This is a genomic window from Castellaniella sp., assembly GCF_047971665.1.
Taxonomy (GTDB): domain Bacteria; phylum Pseudomonadota; class Gammaproteobacteria; order Burkholderiales; family Burkholderiaceae_B; genus Castellaniella.
The window spans coordinates 1-18,592 of sequence record NZ_JBKEAA010000017.1 but is presented as its reverse complement, the minus strand read 5'-3'; the positions used below and the strand labels follow the sequence as shown (position 1 = coordinate 18,592).

Below are 18,592 nucleotides of genomic sequence, written 5' to 3'. Positions count from 1 at the left end.
TCCCCGGTGATTCGGGGGCCCTGTCGCCACGGATGAATCCTTCATGGCCAATACGCAGCGCAGCCTCCTGGTGGATGCCGGTTTTCGGCACCTGACCCGCCTGTTTGCGTTTTTCGTCTTTATCCTGCTGGCCGGGATCCTGGCGTCGTTAGTCTATGGCAGCCGGGACTCCCTGACCGAATATGGTCTGCCGTTCCTGTGGACCAATGACTGGGACCCCGTGCGGCACAGTTACGGTGCGCTGGTGCCGGTGCTGGGCACGGTGATCAGCGCCTTTCTTGCGCTGTTGATCGCGGTGCCGGTGTCCTTTGGGATCGCCATGTTCCTGACCGAGCTCGCGCCGGTCTGGCTGCGCCGTCCGCTGGGCGTGGCGATCGAGATGCTGGCCGCGATTCCGTCCATCATCTACGGCATGTGGGGCCTGTTCGTGTTCGTGCCGCTGTTCCAGGAATACGTCCAGCCGTACATGGTCGATTTTTTCGAAGGGATCCCGGTGCTGGAACAGCTGTTCGGCGGACCGCCGATGGGCATCGGCCTGTTCACGGCGGGCCTGATCCTGTCCATCATGATCATTCCCTTCATCGCGGCGGTGATGCGCGATGTGTTCGAACAGGTGCCCTCGTTGCTGAAAGAATCCGCCTATGGCCTGGGCAGCACCACCTGGGAAGTCGTCTGGAAGATCATGCTGCCCTACACCAAACACGGCGTCATCGGCGGGATCATGCTGGGCCTGGGCCGCGCGCTGGGCGAGACCATGGCGGTCACTTTTGTGATCGGCAATGCCTTCAACCTGCCGGCTTCGATCTTCTCGCCGTCCAATTCCATCGCTTCGGCGCTGGCCAATGAATTCAACGAGGCCGGGGGCCTGCAGAAATCGGCCCTGCTCGAACTGGGCCTGATCCTGTTCCTGATCACGACCGTGGTGCTGGCCCTGTCGAAATTCATGCTGCTGAAATTATCGCGCAAGGAAGGCGCCAAGCACTGATGCCTGTATCCGACTCTCTTATCGTCATCGACAATCCGATCTACCGGCGCCGGCGTCTGTTCAATCGCCTGATGCTCGGGCTTTCGGGCCTGACGCTGGCCTCGGGCCTGTTCTGGCTTGCCTGGATCATCCTGACGCTGCTGATCAAGGGCGGCGCCGCCCTGTCGCCATCGCTGCTGTGGGAGAGCACGCCGCCCCCCGGCGCGGACGGCGGTCTGCTGAACGCCATCATCGGCAGCGTGCTGATGTCGGCCGTGGGGACCCTGATCGGCACGCCCATCGGGGTGCTGGCCGGCACCTATCTGGCCGAATACGGCCGCCGGGGCTGGCTCGCGCCGGCCACACGGTTCCTGAACGATGTGCTGCTGTCGGCGCCCTCCATCATCATCGGCCTGTTCATCTACGCCATCTACGTGGCGCAGGTCGGCCATTATTCCGGCTGGGCGGGCGCCTTCGCGCTGGCGATCCTGGTCATCCCGGTGGTGGTCCGGGCCACGGACAACATGCTGAGCCTGGTGCCCAACAGCCTGCGCGAGGCCGCCGCGGCCCTGGGCTGCCCGCAGTGGCGCGTCATCGTCTTCATCTGCTACAAGGCCGCGCGCTCGGGCATCATCACCGGCATTCTGCTGGCTGTGGCCCGTATCGCCGGCGAAACCGCGCCCCTGCTCTTTACCGCATTGAACAACCAGTTCATGTCGCTGAACATGAATGCGCCCATCGCCAACCTGCCGGTGGTGATCTTCCAGTACGCCGCCAGCCCGTTCGAGGACTGGAACCGGCTCGCCTGGGCGGGCGCCACGCTGATCACCCTGCTGGTGCTGGGGATCAACATTGCTGCCCGCAGCCTGTTCCACAAATAATCCGATGCCGACCATGATTTCGACCTCGCCTGACGTCCAAGAGCGCACCAAGCTCGCTGTGCGCAACCTGAACTTTCACTATGGCAGTTTCCACGCCTTGCGCGATATCAACATGGATATCGCCGAAAACAAGGTCACGGCCTTCATCGGTCCGTCGGGCTGCGGCAAGTCTACGTTGCTGCGCACGTTCAACCGCATGTTCGAGCTCTATCCGGGCCAGCGCGCCGAAGGCTCCATCGAACTGGACGGCGAGGATCTGCTCAATTCCCGGCTGGATATTTCCCTGATCCGCGCCAAGGTCGGCATGGTGTTCCAGAAACCCACGCCGTTTCCCATGAGTATCTACGACAACATCGCCTTTGGCGTGCGGTTGTTCGAACGCCTGAGCAAGGGCGAGATGGATGAGCGCGTGGAATGGGCCCTGACCAAGGCCGCCCTGTGGAATGAGGTCAAGGACAAGCTTGGGCAAAGCGGCAACGGCCTGTCCGGCGGCCAGCAGCAGCGCCTGTGCATCGCGCGCGGCGTGGCGATCAAGCCCGAAGTCCTGCTGCTCGACGAGCCGTGCTCCGCGCTGGACCCGATCTCCACGGCCAGAATCGAGGAACTCATCGCCGAACTGAAATCCGACTACACCGTGGTCATCGTCACCCACAACATGCAACAGGCCGCGCGCTGCTCCGACTACACCGCCTACATGTACCTGGGCGAGTTGATGGAATTCGGCCACACCGACCAGATCTTCATCAAGCCCTCCCGCAAAGAAACCGAAGACTACATTACAGGGAGATTTGGATGAAACAGGACATGAAATAGTCCCTGCGGACTGTTTCGTGCCTGTTTCATCCGAGCGGCGTACAAGTTGCGAGGTGGAGGGCCGCCCCGGCTTGAGAAGCCCCCTATGAGCTACCCCCCCAGATGCCGCTCCCGCAGCAGGCCGCGCTGCACCTTGCCCGTGGTCGTCATCGGCAGACTGTCCATGAACTCGATCAGCCGGGGATACTCATGCGCGGCGACCTTGCGACGCACATGATCCTGGATTTCCGCGATCAGCGCGGCATCGCCTGCATAGCCCTCGTTCAGGACGATACAGGCCTTGACGATCTCCGTGCGCTCCGGGTCGGGCACCCCGATCACCGCCGCCATGCGCACGGCCGGATGGCCCAGCAGACAGTCCTCGATCGGCCCCGGACCGATGCGGTAGCCGGCGCTGGTGATCACATCGTCGCCCCGGCCCTTGAACCAGAGGAAACCCTCCTCGTCGCGCAGGCCCCGGTCGCCCGTTACCAGCCAGTCTCCGATGAAGGCACCGGCGGTGGCCTCCGGGTTCCGCCAGTATTGCAGGAACATCACCGGATCGGGCCGATGCACGGCAATGTGTCCCTCGACCCCCGGCGGCTGAATCCGGCCGTCCTCGTCGATGATGCGCACATCGTGGCCTGGTACCGGCCGGCCCATGGCGCCCACGCGAGGCTCGAACAGCGTCGCGCAGGACGAGACGATCATGTTGCACTCGGTCTGCCCGTAGAACTCATTGATCGTCACCCCCAGCGTCCGGCGGCCCCAATCGATCAGTTGCGGTCCCAGGGACTCGCCGCCGCTGGCCACCGAGACCAGACTCAGGCGGCCAAGGCGTTCGGGATCCGGCAGCGTGCGCAGCATCTTCAGGGCCGTGGGCGGCAAAAAAGTATGACTGACCCGATGCTTGGCCATCAGTTGCCAGGCCGTGGCGGCGTCGAATTTCGAGAAGCGGCAGGCCAGGACGGCCACGCCGTGGTGCCAGGACGGCATCAGGACATCCAGCAATCCGCCGATCCAGGCCCAGTCTGCGGGCGTCCACATCAGCGTGGCGCGATCGGGAAAGAAATTATGGGACATCTCCACCCCCGGCAGATGGCCGGGTAGCACCCGGTGCGCGTGCAAGGCGCCCTTGGGTTTGCCCGTGGTGCCGGAGGTATAGATGATGACGGCCGGATCGTCGGCGGCCGTCTCCACAGGAACGAATCCCAGCCCGTCCTGCGACTCGACCGCCTCCCAGAATGAGGTGTCGCCGGACTCCGCATCGATGTCCAGCACACAGCCCAGATCCGGCAGGTCCTGACGGATCGCGGCGATCTTGGCCAGACTCTCGGTGTGGGTGATCAGCGCGCGGGCGCCCGAATGGCTCAGGCGGTAGTGCAGGGCGTCGGTGCCGAACAAGGTGAACAGCGGCACGGCGATGGCGCCGAGCTTGTAGGCCGCCAGATGGGCCAGCGCCGTCTCCAGTGATTGCGGTACCAGAATGCCCACCCGGTCGCCCCGGGACACGCCCCGGGCGCGCAGCGCCAGTGCCAGCCGGTCGGACCAGTGCTTGAGCTGATCGAAGGTATAGTGCCGCGCCGGCGCGTCACCGCGATCCACGATCAAGGCCAGACGACCGCTGCCGTCGGCCCAGCGGTCGCAGACATCCACTCCGATGTTGTAGCGTTCAGGCACCACCCAGGCGAATGCATCCCGGGTCTGCCGATAGTCGCCTTGCGCGTGCAGCATGATGTCTCCTTGTCGTGTCCCCTGCGATGCGGGCGGGGACGAGGAGGACATGGTACTGCGGGGTCATCGAGCCCGCCAGCGCGGGCCCTGTTTCGTGCGGGAGGGGGCCGGCCGGGATCAGTTCCAGCGGCCGTTGCGTCCGCCCAGGCTGTAGCCTCCCGCGCCCAGCAGCGCAACCGCGAGGCTGGCGACCAGGAACATGCCCTGGAGCTCCAGGGCCCAGCCGCCGGTCCGACCGAGGCTAAGCAGTTCGGGCATGTGGACCAGGCCGATGGCGAACAGCATGTTGACGACGGAAAGCAGGCCCGCGAGGCGGGTGAACAGGCCCAGAATGATCAGGATCGGCGCGATGATCTCGCCGATATAGACGCCGTAGGCCACGAAACCCGGCAGACCACGCTGGCCCATCATGTCCACGATCCAGCCGACGCCGCCATCCAGTTTGGCCAGGCCGTGCAGCAACAGCATGATGCCCAGGCCCAGGCGCAGAATCAGTTTGCCCAGATCGTCACATGAGGAAGAAGACATTGCGGTTTCCTTGAACATGGTTGGTCGGGGCGACATGATTCGAACATGCGACCCTCTGCTCCCAAAGCAGATGCGCTACCAGGCTGCGCTACGCCCCGACTGGACCGCAAATTCTATCATGAGGGCTGACCGGGCAGCCGCAGTTCCGGCAGCGTATGGGCCTGGTGGCGGTAGGCCCAGGTGGGCCACAAGGCATGGGCCAGCGCGATGCGGCCAAGTTCGGGATCCGGGGCCAGTGGCGCGTAGCCGTCAGGCACTTCGTAACGATAGAAATGCGCGGGCTGGTGTGGCTCCAGCACTGTCAGCGTGTCACCGCGCAGGTAGCCGTAGTGCTCCTCATATTGCATCATGGCGCGCCCGCCCGTGTGGGTGCGCGTCAGATCGTGACCGATCATGGGATGGGCATCGTCGATGCCGATCAATGACAGCAGGGTCGGCGGCAGATCGATCTGGCTGATGATGCGCTCGTCGCGACATGCTTCGACCCCCGCGCCCAGGATCAGGGCCGGAATGTGGAAATGGCGCAGCGGGATGCGCTGGGCACCGCCGACGCGGGCATCGTGGTCGGCCACGATCAGAAAGACCGTGTCGTTCCAGTAGGCGCTGGCGCGGGCCTGCTCGAAAAAGCGGCCAATGGCCCAGTCGGCATAACGCACTGTGTTCTCGACGGTGGCCGGATCGCCGTCGGTCGGGATGCGGCCGGCCGGGTATTCCCAGGGCGTGTGGTTGCTGACCGAAAAAGCCAGGTGCAGGGTGGGCTGTGGGCCGCCCTGCGACAGCAACGCATGCAGCTTGTCGAACATGTCCTCGTCGCTGGCTCCCCAGGTGCCCACAAAGGCCGGCGCATCGAAGGTCGGCAGGTCGTGCAACTCGTCGAAGCCGTTGCCCAGGAAGAAGCTTTTCATGTTGTCGAAATGGGCCTCTCCGCCGTAGATGAAGCGCGAACGGTAGCCGTGTCGTTTGAGCAGTTGAGCCAGGGTGAAGAACCGGCTCTGGGCGCCGCTCAGGCGCAGCGCGGCGTCCGACAGGGTTGGCGGAAAGCCCGCCGTGACCGCCTCCAGGCCGCGCACCGAGCGGGTGCCGGTGGCGTAGGCGCGAGTGAAATTCCAGCCCCCGGCCGCCAGGGCATCCAGGCAGGGCGTCAGACCCGCGCCGCCCAGGTTGCCGACATACTGGGCCCCGAGGCTCTCTTCGACGATCAGGACCAGGTTGCGGGGGCGCGCCGATGGCTGGCTGGGAGATTGCGTGTGCAAGGTAGGCAGCCCGGCCGGACCGGGCGGCAGGCCTGCCTGTGTCTGGATGATCGTGTGCAGTTCGGGGTCGGGCAGGTCGCCGTAGACATCGGCCGCCGACCGCTCGTTCTTGATGGCGTACAGGGCGAACAGCACGTTGTACAGGGATGTCAGCGGCAGCGTGTTGAGCAGGCTGTCGCCGCACCAGGCCACCGAAGCCGGGTTGATCGGGCGATGGCCCAGCGTGCCCCGGATGGCCAGCGCGATGAGGGCCGCGAAAACCAGCGTCAGCAGGATGCGCCAGGGCCAGGCGGGCAGGGCGTCGGGCTGCGCCCGGGCGAACAGCGTGTGACCCAGCCAGGCGGCCAGGCCCAGGCCCACGGCGGCGCCCAGCAGGACCGGCTTGTAGCCTTTCCAGAGCATGCCGAAGACCTCTTTCGGGTATTTCAGATAGTCGATGTACAGCCGGTTGGGGCGGCTGTCGTATTCCTGGATGAATTGGGGCGTGGAGACCTCCAGCAGCACGAACAGCAGCCAGACGACCTGCAGCCAGATCCCCGTCAGGAAAATGGCGACCGGCCGGTCGCCCAGCCAGGGCGCCAGCAGCAGCGGGATCCCGGCCCACATGGCGATCTGGTTCAGGTCGATGCGCAGGCCCCAGCGGAAGATCGGCCAGGGGCCGCCCGCCGCCTGGACGCGGGGCCAGAGCCAGGCCGTCAGCAGCAGGCGGCTGAGCATCAGCAGCGCCAGGGAGGCCAGGGCGAAAATCCCGATCTGGGTGAACATGGCGTGGTTTCCTCAGGGCACCAGCGCGATGCCGATGCGCAGTTGCGAGCCGGATTTCTGATCGTAGCCCAGCAGCGTCTCGCCATAACCCCGGAAATACTGCATGTACAGATGGCCGTTCATGTGCAGGAACGTGCGTTTCAGGGGCCAGGCGGCGGTCAGTTCCGTCGCGTTGCGGCCTTCCGTGCCCTGACGGTACAGGCCCGACAGGATCAGGCCGTCGTCCTGGGCCCAGCGCAGCTTCCAGTCCACGTAGCCCAGGGAACCGGGGTAATCCATGTCGCGGTCGGTCCAGACATAGTATTTGAAGCGCGGCTGGAAGCTCAGCGTGCTGCCACCATCGAATCGATAGTTGAACTCCGGCTGGATGTAGAGATCGTTCAGCGAACGGGAGTCCTCGTCGTCCTTGCCATTGGATTTATGCTCGAGACCGGTATTCAGCCCCAGGGACCAGCGCTTGCCGGTGCTCTCCCACAGCGTGTCGCGGGCCCAGAAAAAGCTGGGGTTGTAGGTAGTGTCCACGAAAGGGATGGAGTCCGAATGCAGGTCCCACAACGCGGTCTGCGTGTAGCCCAGATACCAGTTGTCCATGAAACCGGGGTGGGCCGGATCGTCCGGGCTGAACAGGCGGTATTTGAAACTGACCTGGAAGCGGGCGTTGGCGCCATCGCGGTTGCCGACCATGAAATAGATCGGTTCGTAAGGCGAAATCGCGTTGCGGAACGTGTCGAAAGGGGACAGGGGCGGTTCGGAAGCCTCGGAGGCGTTTGTCGCCGTCGCCGGCAGGGGCGCGAGCGCCGGGGCCGGCGTCACGGCAGTCGGCGCGGGTGTCGTCGCCATGCCTGATTCCGTCTGCGCCGTCACCGTCGTGCCCGGCGATCCGGTTCCGCCGACCTGCAATGCCAGCAAGGTATTGACCACGCCGTCCAGACGCAGGGTCAGCAGGCCGTGTGCGCCGGGCGGGACCTGGCCGCTCCAGGCCATGCGGGTAAAGGTATTGGCAGGCAGGTCGATGGCGTCCGGCGAAGTCCGCAGCTGGAAATGCGCGGGCATGGCCCGGCCCTGGGCATCCACCCACTGTCCGGTCAGTTCCTGCGTGACCGGGCTCGAGAGCGCCGCGCCGGTGTCGTTGGTCAGCAGGCCTTCGAGTTCGATCGTGCTGCCGGGGCTGGCCTGCGGACTGGTCAGGCGGTATGACAGGCCCGCATGGGCGGAGCCGGCCATCAGGCACAGGCAGCCGATGGCGAAAGAAAAAGCGGGGTGCGAGCCGGTAGGCCAAGGGTGACGCATGGTGTTGAAATCAAAGGCGGGATGGTGCCTGGAACTGTAGCATTTGCGGGCGGGGAGCGCGTTTCGCGGTGTGTCTTCGGGGGTTTGTTTCCGCCTGGCCATGTCTGCTCGTGTTGAACGAACCTTTGCATGGGATTTCCGGTTTGTGGTCCAGTTGATCGCAATCGTCCGGATGTTCATCGATGGCCGATTGGAAGGCGCGCGCCAGTTCAGCGACCGTGACGCCCTCGTGGCTGATCAGGGGGCGGAGGGGTTTTGCAGTTTGGTGATCAGTTTTTCATGCCTGGTCATAACAGACTGGCAGCAACCAATTTTAGTTGCGGTGCCTTATTTGAAATCATATGAGCAGACTGTTCTATACGGTGATGGACTGTGTCATGGCATTGATGCGCGTGCCAGTCGCAAGTCTAGCGAGTGGGTGGGGCGTCACCAGACGGGAGAAGGACAGTTTTGTCAGGGCAGGCTGATCCCTTCAGGGAGGGCAAGCTGCCTGATCGAGGGTGCCAGAAGATTGAAGCCTGAGTCCGGTCAGCCCTGACGTGTGGCGACCAGGAAGAGCCGCGGCATCGGCAGCAGCACCGAGCCGTCCGCCTGCACCGGATAGGCCCGGACCAGCGCATCGCGGTACTGTGCCAGAAAGAGCGCCTGCTCGGCTTCGTCCAGCGCCGCCAGAAAGGGCCGCAGGGCGCTGCCCTTGAACCAGGCCACGATCCCGTCCACGCCATCGGGCAGCACATGCCAGTAGCGTGTGCGCCAGATGTTCACGGTGCCGCAAGAGGCGCTGAGCAGGTCGTAGTACCAGGGAACGGGGTGATCGGCAAAGCGGGTGCTGCGCTCGTGGCCGATGCGGTCCGACCAGCGGGGATCGGTGGCCGTCTCGCGCATCAGGGTCTTGAACGGATCGTCCTGATTGTCGGGCATCTGGATGGCCAGGCTGCCGCCGGGCGCCAGAAAGCCCGCCAGCCTCGGGAACAGCGCGGCATGGTCAGGAACCCATTGCAGCGAGGCATTGGCCAGGATGAGATCGAGCGGGGCCTCGGGCTGCCAGACGGCGATGTCGGTCTGCTGGAAATCGACCTCCGGCAGCCGCGCCCGGGCGGCGGTCAGCATCTCGCCGGAGCTGTCGATCGCGGTGATGCAGGCATCCGGATAGCGGGTCCGCAGGACTTCGGTGGAATTGCCTGGGCCGCAGCCCAGGTCGGCCAGCCGCGCGGGGTGGCGCGTCGGCACTGCCGCCAGCAGGTCGCGGACCGGGCGGGTGCGTTCGTTCTCGAAGATCGTGTACCGGGATGCCGACCAGGCCATGATGTGTTCCTCTGCCAAGAATGGAGGGTGTTGCACTGCGGGATGCCGCCAGTGAGCTGGTGGCCCGCCCTACTGGATTCGAACCAGTGACCTACGGCTTAGAAGGCCGTTGCTCTATCCAGCTGAGCTAAGGGCGGTCGGATCGCGTGTCTGTCGATCCGCTGCGATCGCGGACGGTCGCGTGTGGCGCGGCGGCATCGGATGGACCGGATCCTGGATTCTAACGCGCATTCCTGGGTAGGTGTTTTCCCTGATCAATCAAGCGGTTGGGGCGTATGTAAGGCCCTTGTAAGGTCAGATTTCTATCTTGCACCGCACCATACGAATTATCCCGCTCATCCACTCAGGAGAACAATATGGGAGACAAGCGGACACAATCGATTGTGTCGAATCCAAAATACCAGTATCTGCGCCGCACGCGGCTGCGTTTCGGCTGGACACTGGCTGTGATCATGCTGGTGGTGTATTACAGCTTCATTGGCGTGATCGCGTTCGACAAGGAGCTCTTCGCGCTCAAACTGGGTGAAGGCGTCATGACCTGGGGCCTCCCGGTCGGCTTCGGCGTCATCGTGTTCAGCGTGCTGATCACGGGCCTGTACGTCCGTCGCGCCAATCACGAATTCGACCGCCTGACCCGCGAGATCGTACAGGAGACAGAACAATGAACCGCATGACTGTGCGCGCCCTGAGCGCGCTGAGCCTGGCGACCCTGGCCTCGACCGCGCTGGCCGCGGGCGGCGACCTGGGCGAATTGCAGAAGCAGCCCACCAACTGGACCGCCATCGCGATGTTCAGTCTGTTCGTGCTCCTGACGTTGTGGATCACGAAATGGGCGGCGTCCCGGACCCGCTCCACCGCCGATTTCTACACCGCCGGCGGGGGCATCACCGGTTTCCAGAACGGTCTGGCGATTGCCGGGGACTACATGTCCGCCGCCTCGTTCCTGGGGATTTCCGCCGCCGTGATGATCAATGGCTATGATGGCCTGATCTATTCCATCGGCTTCCTGGTGGGCTGGCCGATCCTGACCTTCCTGATGGCCGAGCGGCTGCGCAACCTGGGCAAGTTCACTTTTGCCGATGTGGCGGCTTACCGCTTCAAGCAGGGGCCGATCCGCGCCTTCGCGGCGTCGGGCACCCTGGTGGTGGTGGCGTTCTACCTGATCGCCCAGATGGTCGGCGCCGGCCAGTTGATCAAGCTGCTGTTCGGCCTGGAATACTGGATCGCGGTGGTCGTGGTCGGCGTGCTGATGATGGTCTACGTGCTGTTCGGCGGCATGACGGCCACCACCTGGGTGCAGATCATCAAGGCGACCCTGCTGCTGGGCGGCGCGACCTTCATGGCGCTGATGGTGCTGGGGCATTACGGCTTTTCGCCGGAGCGCCTGTTCGCCGCTGCGGTAGAGGTCAAGACGCAGGCTGCCCTGACGGCCGGCAAGGATGCCGCGCAGGCGGGCATTCTGGGACAGTCCATCATGGGTCCGGGCAATTTCATCAAGGATCCGATCAGCGCCATTTCCTTCGGCATGGCGCTGATGTTCGGCACTGCCGGTCTGCCGCACATCCTGATGCGCTTCTTCACCGTGCCTGATGCGCGCGAGGCCCGCAAGTCCGTGTTCTGGGCCACGTCCTGGATCGGCTATTTCTACATCCTGACCTTCATCATCGGCTTCGGCGCCATCGTGATGGTGTCCACCAATCCTCAGTTCCTGGATGCGGCCGGCGCGCTGATCGGCGGCGGCAACATGGCTGCGGTGCACCTGGCCGACGCCGTGGGCGGCAATGTGTTCCTGGGCTTCATGTCGGCTGTGGCCTTCGCCACGATCCTGGCGGTGGTGGCCGGTCTGACGCTGTCGGGCACCTCCGCCGTGTCGCACGATATCTATGCCACCCTGGTCAAGGACGGTCATGCCACCCGCGAACAGGAGATGAAGGTCGCCAAGATCACCACGGTCATCCTCGGGATCATCGCCGTGGCGCTGGGGATCGCGTTCGAGAAACAGAACATCGCCTTCATGGTGTCGCTGGCCTTCGCCGTGGCGGCTTCGGCGAATTTCCCGGTGCTGTTCATGTCGGTGCTGTGGAAGGGCTGCACCACGCGTGGCGCGATGATCGGCGGCTTTGCCGGCCTGATCAGCGCCGTGGGCCTGACGGTGGTGTCGCCGTCCGTCTGGGAGGCCACGCTGGGCAATCCGGCGGGTTCGGCCTGGTTCCCCTATGCGTCTCCGGCGCTGTTCTCCATGACGATCGGTTTTGTGTCGATCTGGCTGTTCTCCGTGACGGACAACAGCGAGCGCGGCCGCATCGACCGGGCCGGTTTCGAGGCGCAGACCGTGCGCAGCGAAACCGGGATCGGCGCCGCTGCCGCCAGCGCGCACTGATCGTCCGGATGGCGGCCGGGCTCCGCCGCCATCCCGCTGTTTTCCCCGGGCGGGCGCTGCCTGTTGCTATCCCGGGGCTCTCGCACCCCGACGGTCCTGATCGGCCGCCGGGGTGTTTCTTTTGCCGTGGGGCGGGCCTCAAGTGGGGCGGCCGCCTCGTGAAGGGCGCGCATGAGGGGCAGCCCGGCTGAATCCCGCAGGACGCGTTCCGCGTCAAAACGGCGCAAAATGACGGGACATTCTTCTCTTGTCTTTCCAGGAAGCGCCTGACCATGACCCAACGTCTGAATTATTTTCAGGCTTCACCCGAAGCCGCACGTCATTACAGCGAATTCAGCCAGCTGCTGCATGCCAATCCCTTTCTGGCTGAAATCGGTCATCTGGTGACGCTGCGGGCATCGCAGATCAACGGCTGCGCCTTTTGCGTCGACATGCACGTCAAGGAGGCCAGGATTCAGGGCGAGCGCGAACTGCGCCTGCATCATGTCGCGGTATGGCGCGAGTCGCCCCTGTTCACGGCCCGGGAAAAGGCCATTCTGGAATGGACCGAGGCCCTGACGCGGCTGTCGCCCGAGGGCGTGTCCGATGCGTTGTTCGAACGTGCGCGCGCACACCTGTCGGAAAAGGAACTGGCCGACCTGAGCTTTCTGGTCGTGGCCATCAACGGCTGGAATCGCCTGGGGGTGGCGTTCCAGCCGGTGCCGGGTTCGGCTGATGCCCTGTACGGGCTGGACAGGGCCGGATTGAACTAGCTGTGGACCAGTGGGCGATAAACGGTCCGCAGGGACCGTTTATCGTCCTGCCTCATTCAGCGCCTGGGCCAGGTCGGCTTTGAGGTCATCGACGTGTTCCACGCCGATCGACATGCGGACGAAGTTCGGTTCTATGCCGGCGGCCTGCATGTCGGCTTCGGTCATGGAACTGGCCCACATGGAGGCGGTGTGCACGGCCAGGGTCTCGACGCCGCCCAGGCTGACGGCCTGGGTCGCCAGTCGCAGCGCGGTGACGAAGCGCTGGGTGGCGGCATAGCCGCCCCGGATCGAATAGGCCACCACGGCCCCGAAGCCGCGCATCTGACGCGCCGCCAGGGCGTGCTGCGGATGGCTCTCCAGGCCGGGATAGAAGACCTGTTCGACTTCCGGCCGGGTCTCCAGCCAGCGCGCCAGCGCCAGGGCGTTGGCGTTGATGCGTTCCATGCGCAGCGACAACGTGCGCAGGCCGCGCAGCAGTAGCCAGGCATCCATGGGCGAGAGCACCGCGCCCAGGGTGACGTGCATTTTCCAGATGGTTTCGGCCAAGGCGTCGCTGCAGCAGATGGCGCCTGCCATCAGGTCGTGGTGGCCGCCCAGATATTTGGTGGCGCTGTGCACCACGATGTCGATGCCCAGGTCGTGCGGACGCTGGTTCAGCGGCGAGGCGAAGGTGTTGTCGGCCACGGTCAGGATGCCGCGCGGCCGGGCGATGTCGGCCACCGCGGCCAGATCCGTGATGGACAGGCTGGGGTTGACCGGCGTCTCCACCATGATCAGTCGGGTGTTTGGCCGCAGCGCGGCGCGCAGGCTGTCCAGGTCCGTCTGGTCAAAAAAGCTGACCTGCACGCCGTAGCGGGTCAGCACCTCCGAGAACAGCTTGGCCGTGCTCATGTAGAGGCGTTCCTGGGCGACCACGTGGTCGCCGGCCTTGAGCAGCGCCAGGATGGTGGTGCAGATGGCGCCCATGCCCGAACCCGTGAGCAAGGCGCTTTCGGTGCCTTCCAGACTGGCGAGGATGGCCTCGACGCGCTTGTTGACCGGGTTGCCGTGGCGCGTGTAGAAGGTCGCGGGCCGCACGGTGGTGGCCATTTCCGAGAACTGTTCGGCGGTTTCGGCGCGGAAGGTGGCGCTGTAGTGGATCGGCGAGACCACGTCGGCCCCCTGGCCGCAGACGGCATCGCCATGCAGCACCAGGGTCTGTTCGTGCCAGGGCATGTCGTGGGAATCGGGCCGGGACGGGTTCATGAAATCGGACTCCTGCGCAAAGGTGGGACAGGTGTCATCATACGCCGGTGCGTCGTCGGCTCCGGCGCGGTGCCGGCGCAGCGCGGAGGCCGGGCGGGCGGGGCCTCAGAGATAGGGGCTTGCCAGCCAGATGATCCGGTTGCGCAGTTGCTTCAGGTAGGGCAGGGCCTTCAGGGATTCGAGGGTCACGGGTTTGGATCGTTCGATATCCGCGTCGATGCGTTGCGCGATCTGTTCGGCCAGGGGGCGGTCGTAGATCTCCATGTCGAGTTCGAAATTCAGCCGCAGGCTGCGGGGATCCATGTTGGAGGAGCCTACATAGGACCAGGCGTCGTCGATGGTGAGCAGCTTGGAGTGGTCGAAGTTCTTGTGGCAGCGCCAGACGCGGCAGCCGGCCTCGATGACCTGGGCCAGCTGGGCGGTCATGGCGTAGTTCACCAGGCGCAGGTTGTTGCGTCCGGGGATCACGATGTCCACCTGGATGCCGCGGCGGGCAGCCGTGTTCAGCGCGCCGATCAGGATCTGGTCGGGCAGGAAGTAGGGAGACTGGATGCGCACATGGTGCTGCGCCACGGCCAGGGCGCCCAGCAGCACGCGGTGCGTGGCTGCGATGAACCGGTCGGGACCGCTGCGGATGCAGCGCGCCGGAACCTGCGGCGCGGGCGCCCGCGGGGTGACCCGGACCCAGTCCTCGATCTGCAGGCGTTCTTTGGTGGCGAATTCCCAGTCATTGGCAAAGACGGCGAACAATTGGGTGGCCAGCGGGCCCTCGATACGGAAATGCGTGTCGATGTCGGCGCGTCGTCCGGTCAGGGACGCCATGAAGCTTTCGCGGATGTTCATGCCGCCCGTGAAGCCCAGGTGGCCGTCGATGAACAGGATCTTGCGGTGGCTGCGCAGGTTGGCGTAGACCGTGCGCAGGCCCAGGGGATTGGTCATGAACCGGTCGGTGCGGATGCTGTTGCGTTCCAGCAGGCGCAGGATGGGCGGGCGCGAATAGCGCGCGCCGATGGCGTCGATCAGCACCCGGATCTCGACGCCGCGCGCCTGGGCGCGCTTGAGGGCATCGACAAAGCGCAGGCCGATGCGGTCATGGTCGAAGATGTAGCTCTGGAGCGCGATGCAGTGGTCGGCCTCGTCGATGGCGTGCAGCATGGCGGGATAGGCCTGGTCGCCGCTGTCGAGCAGGGTGATGTGGTTGCCGTCCTGCAGCGGAAACCGGCCGACCTGATCGCACAGCACCCGCAGCGAGGCGAACTGCGGGGCGGAGATCGGTCCGACGTCACCGAAGGTCGGGTGCGCGCTGTCGACGTAGTCCTTGATCAGAAGGCTGCGCTGGGTGGACATCTGGTCGCGGCGGATGCGGTTGATCCCCGCGACCAGATACAGGAGGGCGCCCACGAAAGGCGACATCAGGATGACGCCGACCCAGGCGATGGCCGCGCGGACATCGTTCTTGTGCATGGCCGCCTGGGCCGCGACGGCCAGACTGAAGGCCAGCGAGAGCAGGGCCGTCAGATGTGGCCAGTAGGCCTGGAGGAAATCGGCCAGCGCGTTCATGGCCGGTGCCGCAGGGAATCGAACCAGTCCGGATTGGGCTGGCCGGTGGCGGCGTATTGCTGGTTGCGGGAATTCGAGCGCCAGACGCCGCCGCCGATGCCGGGCACGGGTTCGGTGCGATACCAGTACCAGCGCCCGTCCGCGTCTTGCGCGGACCAGTCCCAGCCCTCGGGGGCCAGGGACCAGTCGGGGGCCTGGGGAGCCGGCATTGCGTCCAGAGGCGTGTTCATGGGGCGTTTCCGTAGTGTCCGGACGCGCTGCCGGACCGTCAGTCAGTGGTGATCAGATTCTGCCGAATCTTGTCATACCCCAGGTTGAAAAGAAAGCCATAGGGCAGATAGAACAGCACGAAGCCGATGTCCAGCAGCAGGGCCTGCCAGAACGAGATGCCCAGCCACCAGGCGATGAAGGGGATGGCGATCAGGATCAGGCCGCCCTCGAAACCGCAGGCATGCGCCACCCGGACACTGTAAGTGCGGTCGAAGCCGACGCGCGCCTGCAGGCGGTCGAACAGCCAGTTGTAGAGCATGTTCCAGAGCACTGCGATCGTGGCGATGACGGCGGTCAGTACGCCCATGTCGAAGACGCCGTGTCCGGTGAGCCAGGCGGCCAGCGGGGCGGAAATGAAGATGGCGAGAATTTCGAACGTCAGCGCGTGAAAGACGCGTTCGGATAACGGGCGGTCGTGGATGTGCATGGTGAAAGCGGTCCGCTGCGGCGGTGCCGTCACCGCGTGGATGCAATCGGGCGGGGTCGTCCCCGCCAGCCCGGTCGATCCGGGAGCCTCACTGTCGTACCGCGTTCTTGGCGGCTGTTGGCCGGGGTGGCCGTTCTTGTCCCGGGGCAGGCCCGGCGATAAAAAATCTGGGGTGACCGATGGGGCTCGAACCCACGACAACCGGAATCACAATCCGGTATAAACGTCAGCGTTTAAGCGCTTCTCGGGGCAAATTTGGTGACATGGATCGAAAACACCACATAGAGTTCATGCGGGTTTCCGAAGGTCTGTCACCACGATTTTAGGCGCTGGATTTGATCTTTACAACCCGCCTGCGGTCATAGACCTTGCGCGTTGTCGCGGGGTTCGCATGAGTCTCCGGATTTTGCTGTCGCTCGACCATCACGCTCACGTAGTAGGCCCGTAGGTCATGGAAAGTGAATCGCTCACCGCCCCAGGTGCCCATGATCTTTGCCCACATGGCTTTGAAACCCTGCTCGGTATACGGCTGCCCGGCCCGATTCGTCCACAAGTAAACTGACCCTACCGGCCGATCCACGGTCTTGAGTTCATCGATGACCGCGCGAAGCGCTGGCGACCATTCGATCAGGCCGCGTTTTACCGGGTCATCAACTCGGCCCTTGGCATAGACCACGCGGATACCATCGTCTGTCAGATCGCCTTTTGTCATGCGAATGAACTCGGCTCGACGCCGCCCGGTCAGGGCGATGAATTTCGCCATCAGGCCGATGATGTGGGACGATGGGCCCCGGGCCTTGGCCGTCATGCAGAACGATTCGATTTCCGCCCAGGATGGGCACCTGGTGCGCGGGCGCTCCTTGTTCTTTCTGACCTGCCGGCAGGGATTGGACGCCACCATGCCCGCTTCGATGCCGAATTGATACGCGCTCGACAGCATCGCCATTTCCTTGTTCGCCTGTGATGGCGCGCTGGCCCGCTCGATGCGCAAGTAGCGGGCGATGTGCGGCGGCATGACATCAGACGCTTGCATGGCCCCGAAAATGCGTAGTACCTGCTTGCTGTAGCCGATGTAGTCCGTCTGCGTGCGTGCGCCGATGTCGTTTTTGAAGTTCGCGCTCTGCAGGTATTCCGCGACCAGTTCCTGCACGGTGCCGGTGGTCGGCGCGCGACGCTCGAATTCCAGCACCTGCCGGATGGCGTCGGCTCGGTCGCGCCCCAGGTTGATGTACTGGCGGTCGTAAGTCAGGTATCGGTACGTGTAGCCGCCGTCCTTGCGCCGCCGTGCGTCCATGCGCGGCAACAGGCCCAGCTTGGTATTTTTCGTGCGTTTGGCGGTCATGTCACGCTCCACGCGGGCTCGGGCGCCGCTTTCTTTCGAGCAGGCGCTAATCCCATCATCCGGTCATCATGATACTGCCGCAGCACTCGCGGCCAGCCGTCTTTTCCGCATCCGGCGTGAGGCCAGCTATTGCGCTCCAGCCATTTTGATACGCCGGGACGGGTCTTGTAGCCCGTCAGGCCGCACAACTCGGCAGGCGTCAGGTACAAATCTCCTGGCATAGTCGCTCCCAACAAAAACCCCGCATCAGCGGGGTATGTTCCATGCTTGCCGGGTCGTCTCGATGACCCGGATTATTTGATCTGTTCAGGCCACTTCGCTGCGCGGGCGTATTCCTCGAATACCAGCTTCAGAGCGCCGCTACTCATGTCTGGCAGCGGCGGCAGGGCGATGTGAGTTTTGGTTATCATGAGGTTCTCCAACAATTTCTTTGGTCTCTACAAGGGCGCCAGGAATCCCGCTGTTCCGCAGTGCCGCTCGGTTGATGTCGCCGTAGGCAATCAGGCAGATGGGGCCGCCAGAATTTCCTGGCGCCCGACCGCCGTTGTGTCGATAAAAGTGAGGACGACCAGCTAGAAACAGCACTGCATGGGCGCGGGGCCACACGAATCTCTGGAACATGCGAGTCTCGGTGCGGGCAAACGCGAGCGCGATGCCGTCGCCGTGCGCGGCCATGCGCTCCAGCCATGCAGCAGTGTGGGCGCCGAAGGGCGGATTAAGCCAGACTCGACCGCGCCAATCGGCGGTCAAGCCATCCTCCGGCAGTTCGATATGGCGCAACGCGGTATCCCACGGACGGGGGCTTGGTGCGGCGCACGGGTCAAGATCGAAGTCGCCCAGGCGACCAATGATATCTGGCGGTGTCAGCCAGACGTGCATATCAGCGATGGGGCGAGATTTATAGGGATGCATCGCTGCCTCCCTGTTCCTGTACGAGTGCCTTGACCTCACGCCACAGCGCACACCACGCGCATGGCTTCCCGGCCAAATCACCGTTGTCGGAATCCCAAATGCCGGAAACCTGATGCGAGTGCCCCGGCGCATCGTCGTCGGACCTTGACGCACGCCGGCCATCAAGCTGGTGGACGACTGCCACGAGCGCAT

At 64.4% G+C, this 18,592-nt stretch carries 19 protein-coding genes and 2 tRNA genes; 7 read left to right on the top strand and 14 right to left on the bottom strand.

Annotated features, from left to right (window positions below; genetic code table 11):
- Positions 1-43 precede the first annotated feature (43 nt).
- Genes pstC through pstB form a run of 3 tightly spaced genes read left to right on the top strand, consistent with a single transcriptional unit; the run spans position 44 to position 2,641 of the window.
- A complete protein-coding gene (pstC, locus tag ACK5JE_RS06245) occupies positions 44-985 on the top strand; it encodes a phosphate ABC transporter permease subunit PstC (protein ID WP_416800834.1) in 942 nt (313 codons plus the stop codon).
- Positions 985-1,845, top strand: a complete 861-nt coding sequence (pstA, locus tag ACK5JE_RS06240; RefSeq protein WP_416800833.1) for a phosphate ABC transporter permease PstA — start codon at positions 985-987, stop codon at positions 1,843-1,845. The genes pstC and pstA overlap by 1 nt, the downstream gene beginning before the upstream one ends.
- A gap of 13 nt (positions 1,846-1,858) precedes the next feature.
- The gene (gene pstB / locus ACK5JE_RS06235) at positions 1,859-2,641 is read left to right on the top strand and encodes a phosphate ABC transporter ATP-binding protein PstB (RefSeq protein ID WP_416800832.1); all 783 of its coding nucleotides are present in this window, start codon (positions 1,859-1,861) and stop codon (positions 2,639-2,641) included.
- Positions 2,642-2,748: 107 nt separating this feature from the next.
- On the opposite strand, the gene ACK5JE_RS06230 is transcribed toward pstB, so the two are convergent.
- The 5 genes from ACK5JE_RS06230 to ACK5JE_RS06210 form a co-directional block, all read right to left on the bottom strand.
- Positions 2,749-4,371 (bottom strand): acyl-CoA synthetase, encoded by a 1,623-nt coding sequence (locus ACK5JE_RS06230; protein ID WP_416800831.1) that lies wholly within the window; start codon positions 4,369-4,371, stop codon positions 2,749-2,751.
- A gap of 117 nt (positions 4,372-4,488) precedes the next feature.
- Positions 4,489-4,899 (bottom strand): DoxX family protein, encoded by a 411-nt coding sequence (locus ACK5JE_RS06225; protein ID WP_416800830.1) that lies wholly within the window; start codon positions 4,897-4,899, stop codon positions 4,489-4,491.
- A 21-nt stretch (positions 4,900-4,920) separates the two neighbouring features.
- Positions 4,921-4,997 (bottom strand) — tRNA-Pro (locus ACK5JE_RS06220).
- An 18-nt stretch (positions 4,998-5,015) separates the two neighbouring features.
- Positions 5,016-6,917: an LTA synthase family protein gene (locus ACK5JE_RS06215; protein WP_416800829.1), complete on the bottom strand. Its 1,902-nt coding sequence runs from the start codon at positions 6,915-6,917 to the stop codon at positions 5,016-5,018.
- A 12-nt stretch (positions 6,918-6,929) separates the two neighbouring features.
- The gene (locus tag ACK5JE_RS06210) at positions 6,930-8,207 is read right to left on the bottom strand and encodes a phospholipase A (RefSeq protein ID WP_416800828.1); all 1,278 of its coding nucleotides are present in this window, start codon (positions 8,205-8,207) and stop codon (positions 6,930-6,932) included.
- A 100-nt stretch (positions 8,208-8,307) separates the two neighbouring features.
- On the opposite strand from ACK5JE_RS06210, the gene ACK5JE_RS06205 reads away from it, so the two are divergent.
- Positions 8,308-8,745: a hypothetical protein gene (locus ACK5JE_RS06205; protein ID WP_416800827.1), complete on the top strand. Its 438-nt coding sequence runs from the start codon at positions 8,308-8,310 to the stop codon at positions 8,743-8,745.
- On the opposite strand, the gene tam is transcribed toward ACK5JE_RS06205, so the two are convergent.
- Positions 8,736-9,512 (bottom strand): trans-aconitate 2-methyltransferase, encoded by a 777-nt coding sequence (gene tam, locus ACK5JE_RS06200; protein ID WP_416800826.1) that lies wholly within the window; start codon positions 9,510-9,512, stop codon positions 8,736-8,738. The genes ACK5JE_RS06205 and tam overlap by 10 nt on opposite strands.
- Positions 9,513-9,572: 60 nt before the next feature.
- Positions 9,573-9,649: transfer RNA gene (locus ACK5JE_RS06195), tRNA-Arg, on the bottom strand.
- Between the two features lie 219 nt (positions 9,650-9,868).
- On the opposite strand from ACK5JE_RS06195, the gene ACK5JE_RS06190 reads away from it, so the two are divergent.
- The 3 genes from ACK5JE_RS06190 (at position 9,869) to ACK5JE_RS06180 (ending at position 12,644) form a co-directional block, all read left to right on the top strand.
- A complete protein-coding gene (locus tag ACK5JE_RS06190; RefSeq protein ID WP_416800825.1) occupies positions 9,869-10,177 on the top strand; it encodes a DUF485 domain-containing protein in 309 nt (102 codons plus the stop codon).
- A gap of 5 nt (positions 10,178-10,182) precedes the next feature.
- Positions 10,183-11,892 carry a cation acetate symporter gene (locus ACK5JE_RS06185; RefSeq protein ID WP_416800918.1) on the top strand — a complete coding sequence of 570 codons (1,710 nt, stop codon included), beginning with the start codon at positions 10,183-10,185 and terminating at the stop codon, positions 11,890-11,892.
- 272 nt (positions 11,893-12,164) lie between these two features.
- Positions 12,165-12,644, top strand: coding sequence for a carboxymuconolactone decarboxylase family protein (locus ACK5JE_RS06180; RefSeq protein WP_416800824.1), 480 nt, complete (start codon positions 12,165-12,167; stop codon positions 12,642-12,644).
- Positions 12,645-12,683: 39 nt separating this feature from the next.
- On the opposite strand, the gene ACK5JE_RS06175 is transcribed toward ACK5JE_RS06180, so the two are convergent.
- The 7 genes from ACK5JE_RS06175 to ACK5JE_RS06145 form a co-directional block, all read right to left on the bottom strand.
- The gene (locus ACK5JE_RS06175) at positions 12,684-13,889 is read right to left on the bottom strand and encodes a trans-sulfuration enzyme family protein (protein WP_416800823.1); all 1,206 of its coding nucleotides are present in this window, start codon (positions 13,887-13,889) and stop codon (positions 12,684-12,686) included.
- 105 nt (positions 13,890-13,994) lie between these two features.
- Positions 13,995-15,449, bottom strand: coding sequence for a cardiolipin synthase (gene cls, locus ACK5JE_RS06170; protein WP_416800822.1), 1,455 nt, complete (start codon positions 15,447-15,449; stop codon positions 13,995-13,997).
- Positions 15,446-15,679, bottom strand: a complete 234-nt coding sequence (locus ACK5JE_RS06165; RefSeq protein ID WP_416800821.1) for a hypothetical protein — start codon at positions 15,677-15,679, stop codon at positions 15,446-15,448. The genes cls and ACK5JE_RS06165 overlap by 4 nt, the downstream gene beginning before the upstream one ends.
- 38 nt (positions 15,680-15,717) lie before the next feature.
- A complete protein-coding gene (locus tag ACK5JE_RS06160; protein WP_416800820.1) occupies positions 15,718-16,146 on the bottom strand; it encodes a multidrug/biocide efflux PACE transporter in 429 nt (142 codons plus the stop codon).
- Between the two features lie 322 nt (positions 16,147-16,468).
- Entirely contained in the window at positions 16,469-17,488 is a 1,020-nt protein-coding gene (locus ACK5JE_RS06155; protein WP_416800819.1) for a tyrosine-type recombinase/integrase, read from the bottom strand.
- Positions 17,485-17,709 carry a DUF4224 domain-containing protein gene (locus ACK5JE_RS06150; RefSeq protein ID WP_416800818.1) on the bottom strand — a complete coding sequence of 75 codons (225 nt, stop codon included), beginning with the start codon at positions 17,707-17,709 and terminating at the stop codon, positions 17,485-17,487. Before ACK5JE_RS06150 ends, ACK5JE_RS06155 begins: the two co-directional genes overlap by 4 nt.
- A 139-nt stretch (positions 17,710-17,848) precedes the next feature.
- Positions 17,849-18,400 carry an adenine methyltransferase gene (locus tag ACK5JE_RS06145; protein WP_416800817.1) on the bottom strand — a complete coding sequence of 184 codons (552 nt, stop codon included), beginning with the start codon at positions 18,398-18,400 and terminating at the stop codon, positions 17,849-17,851.
- Positions 18,401-18,592: the final 192 nt, after the last annotated feature.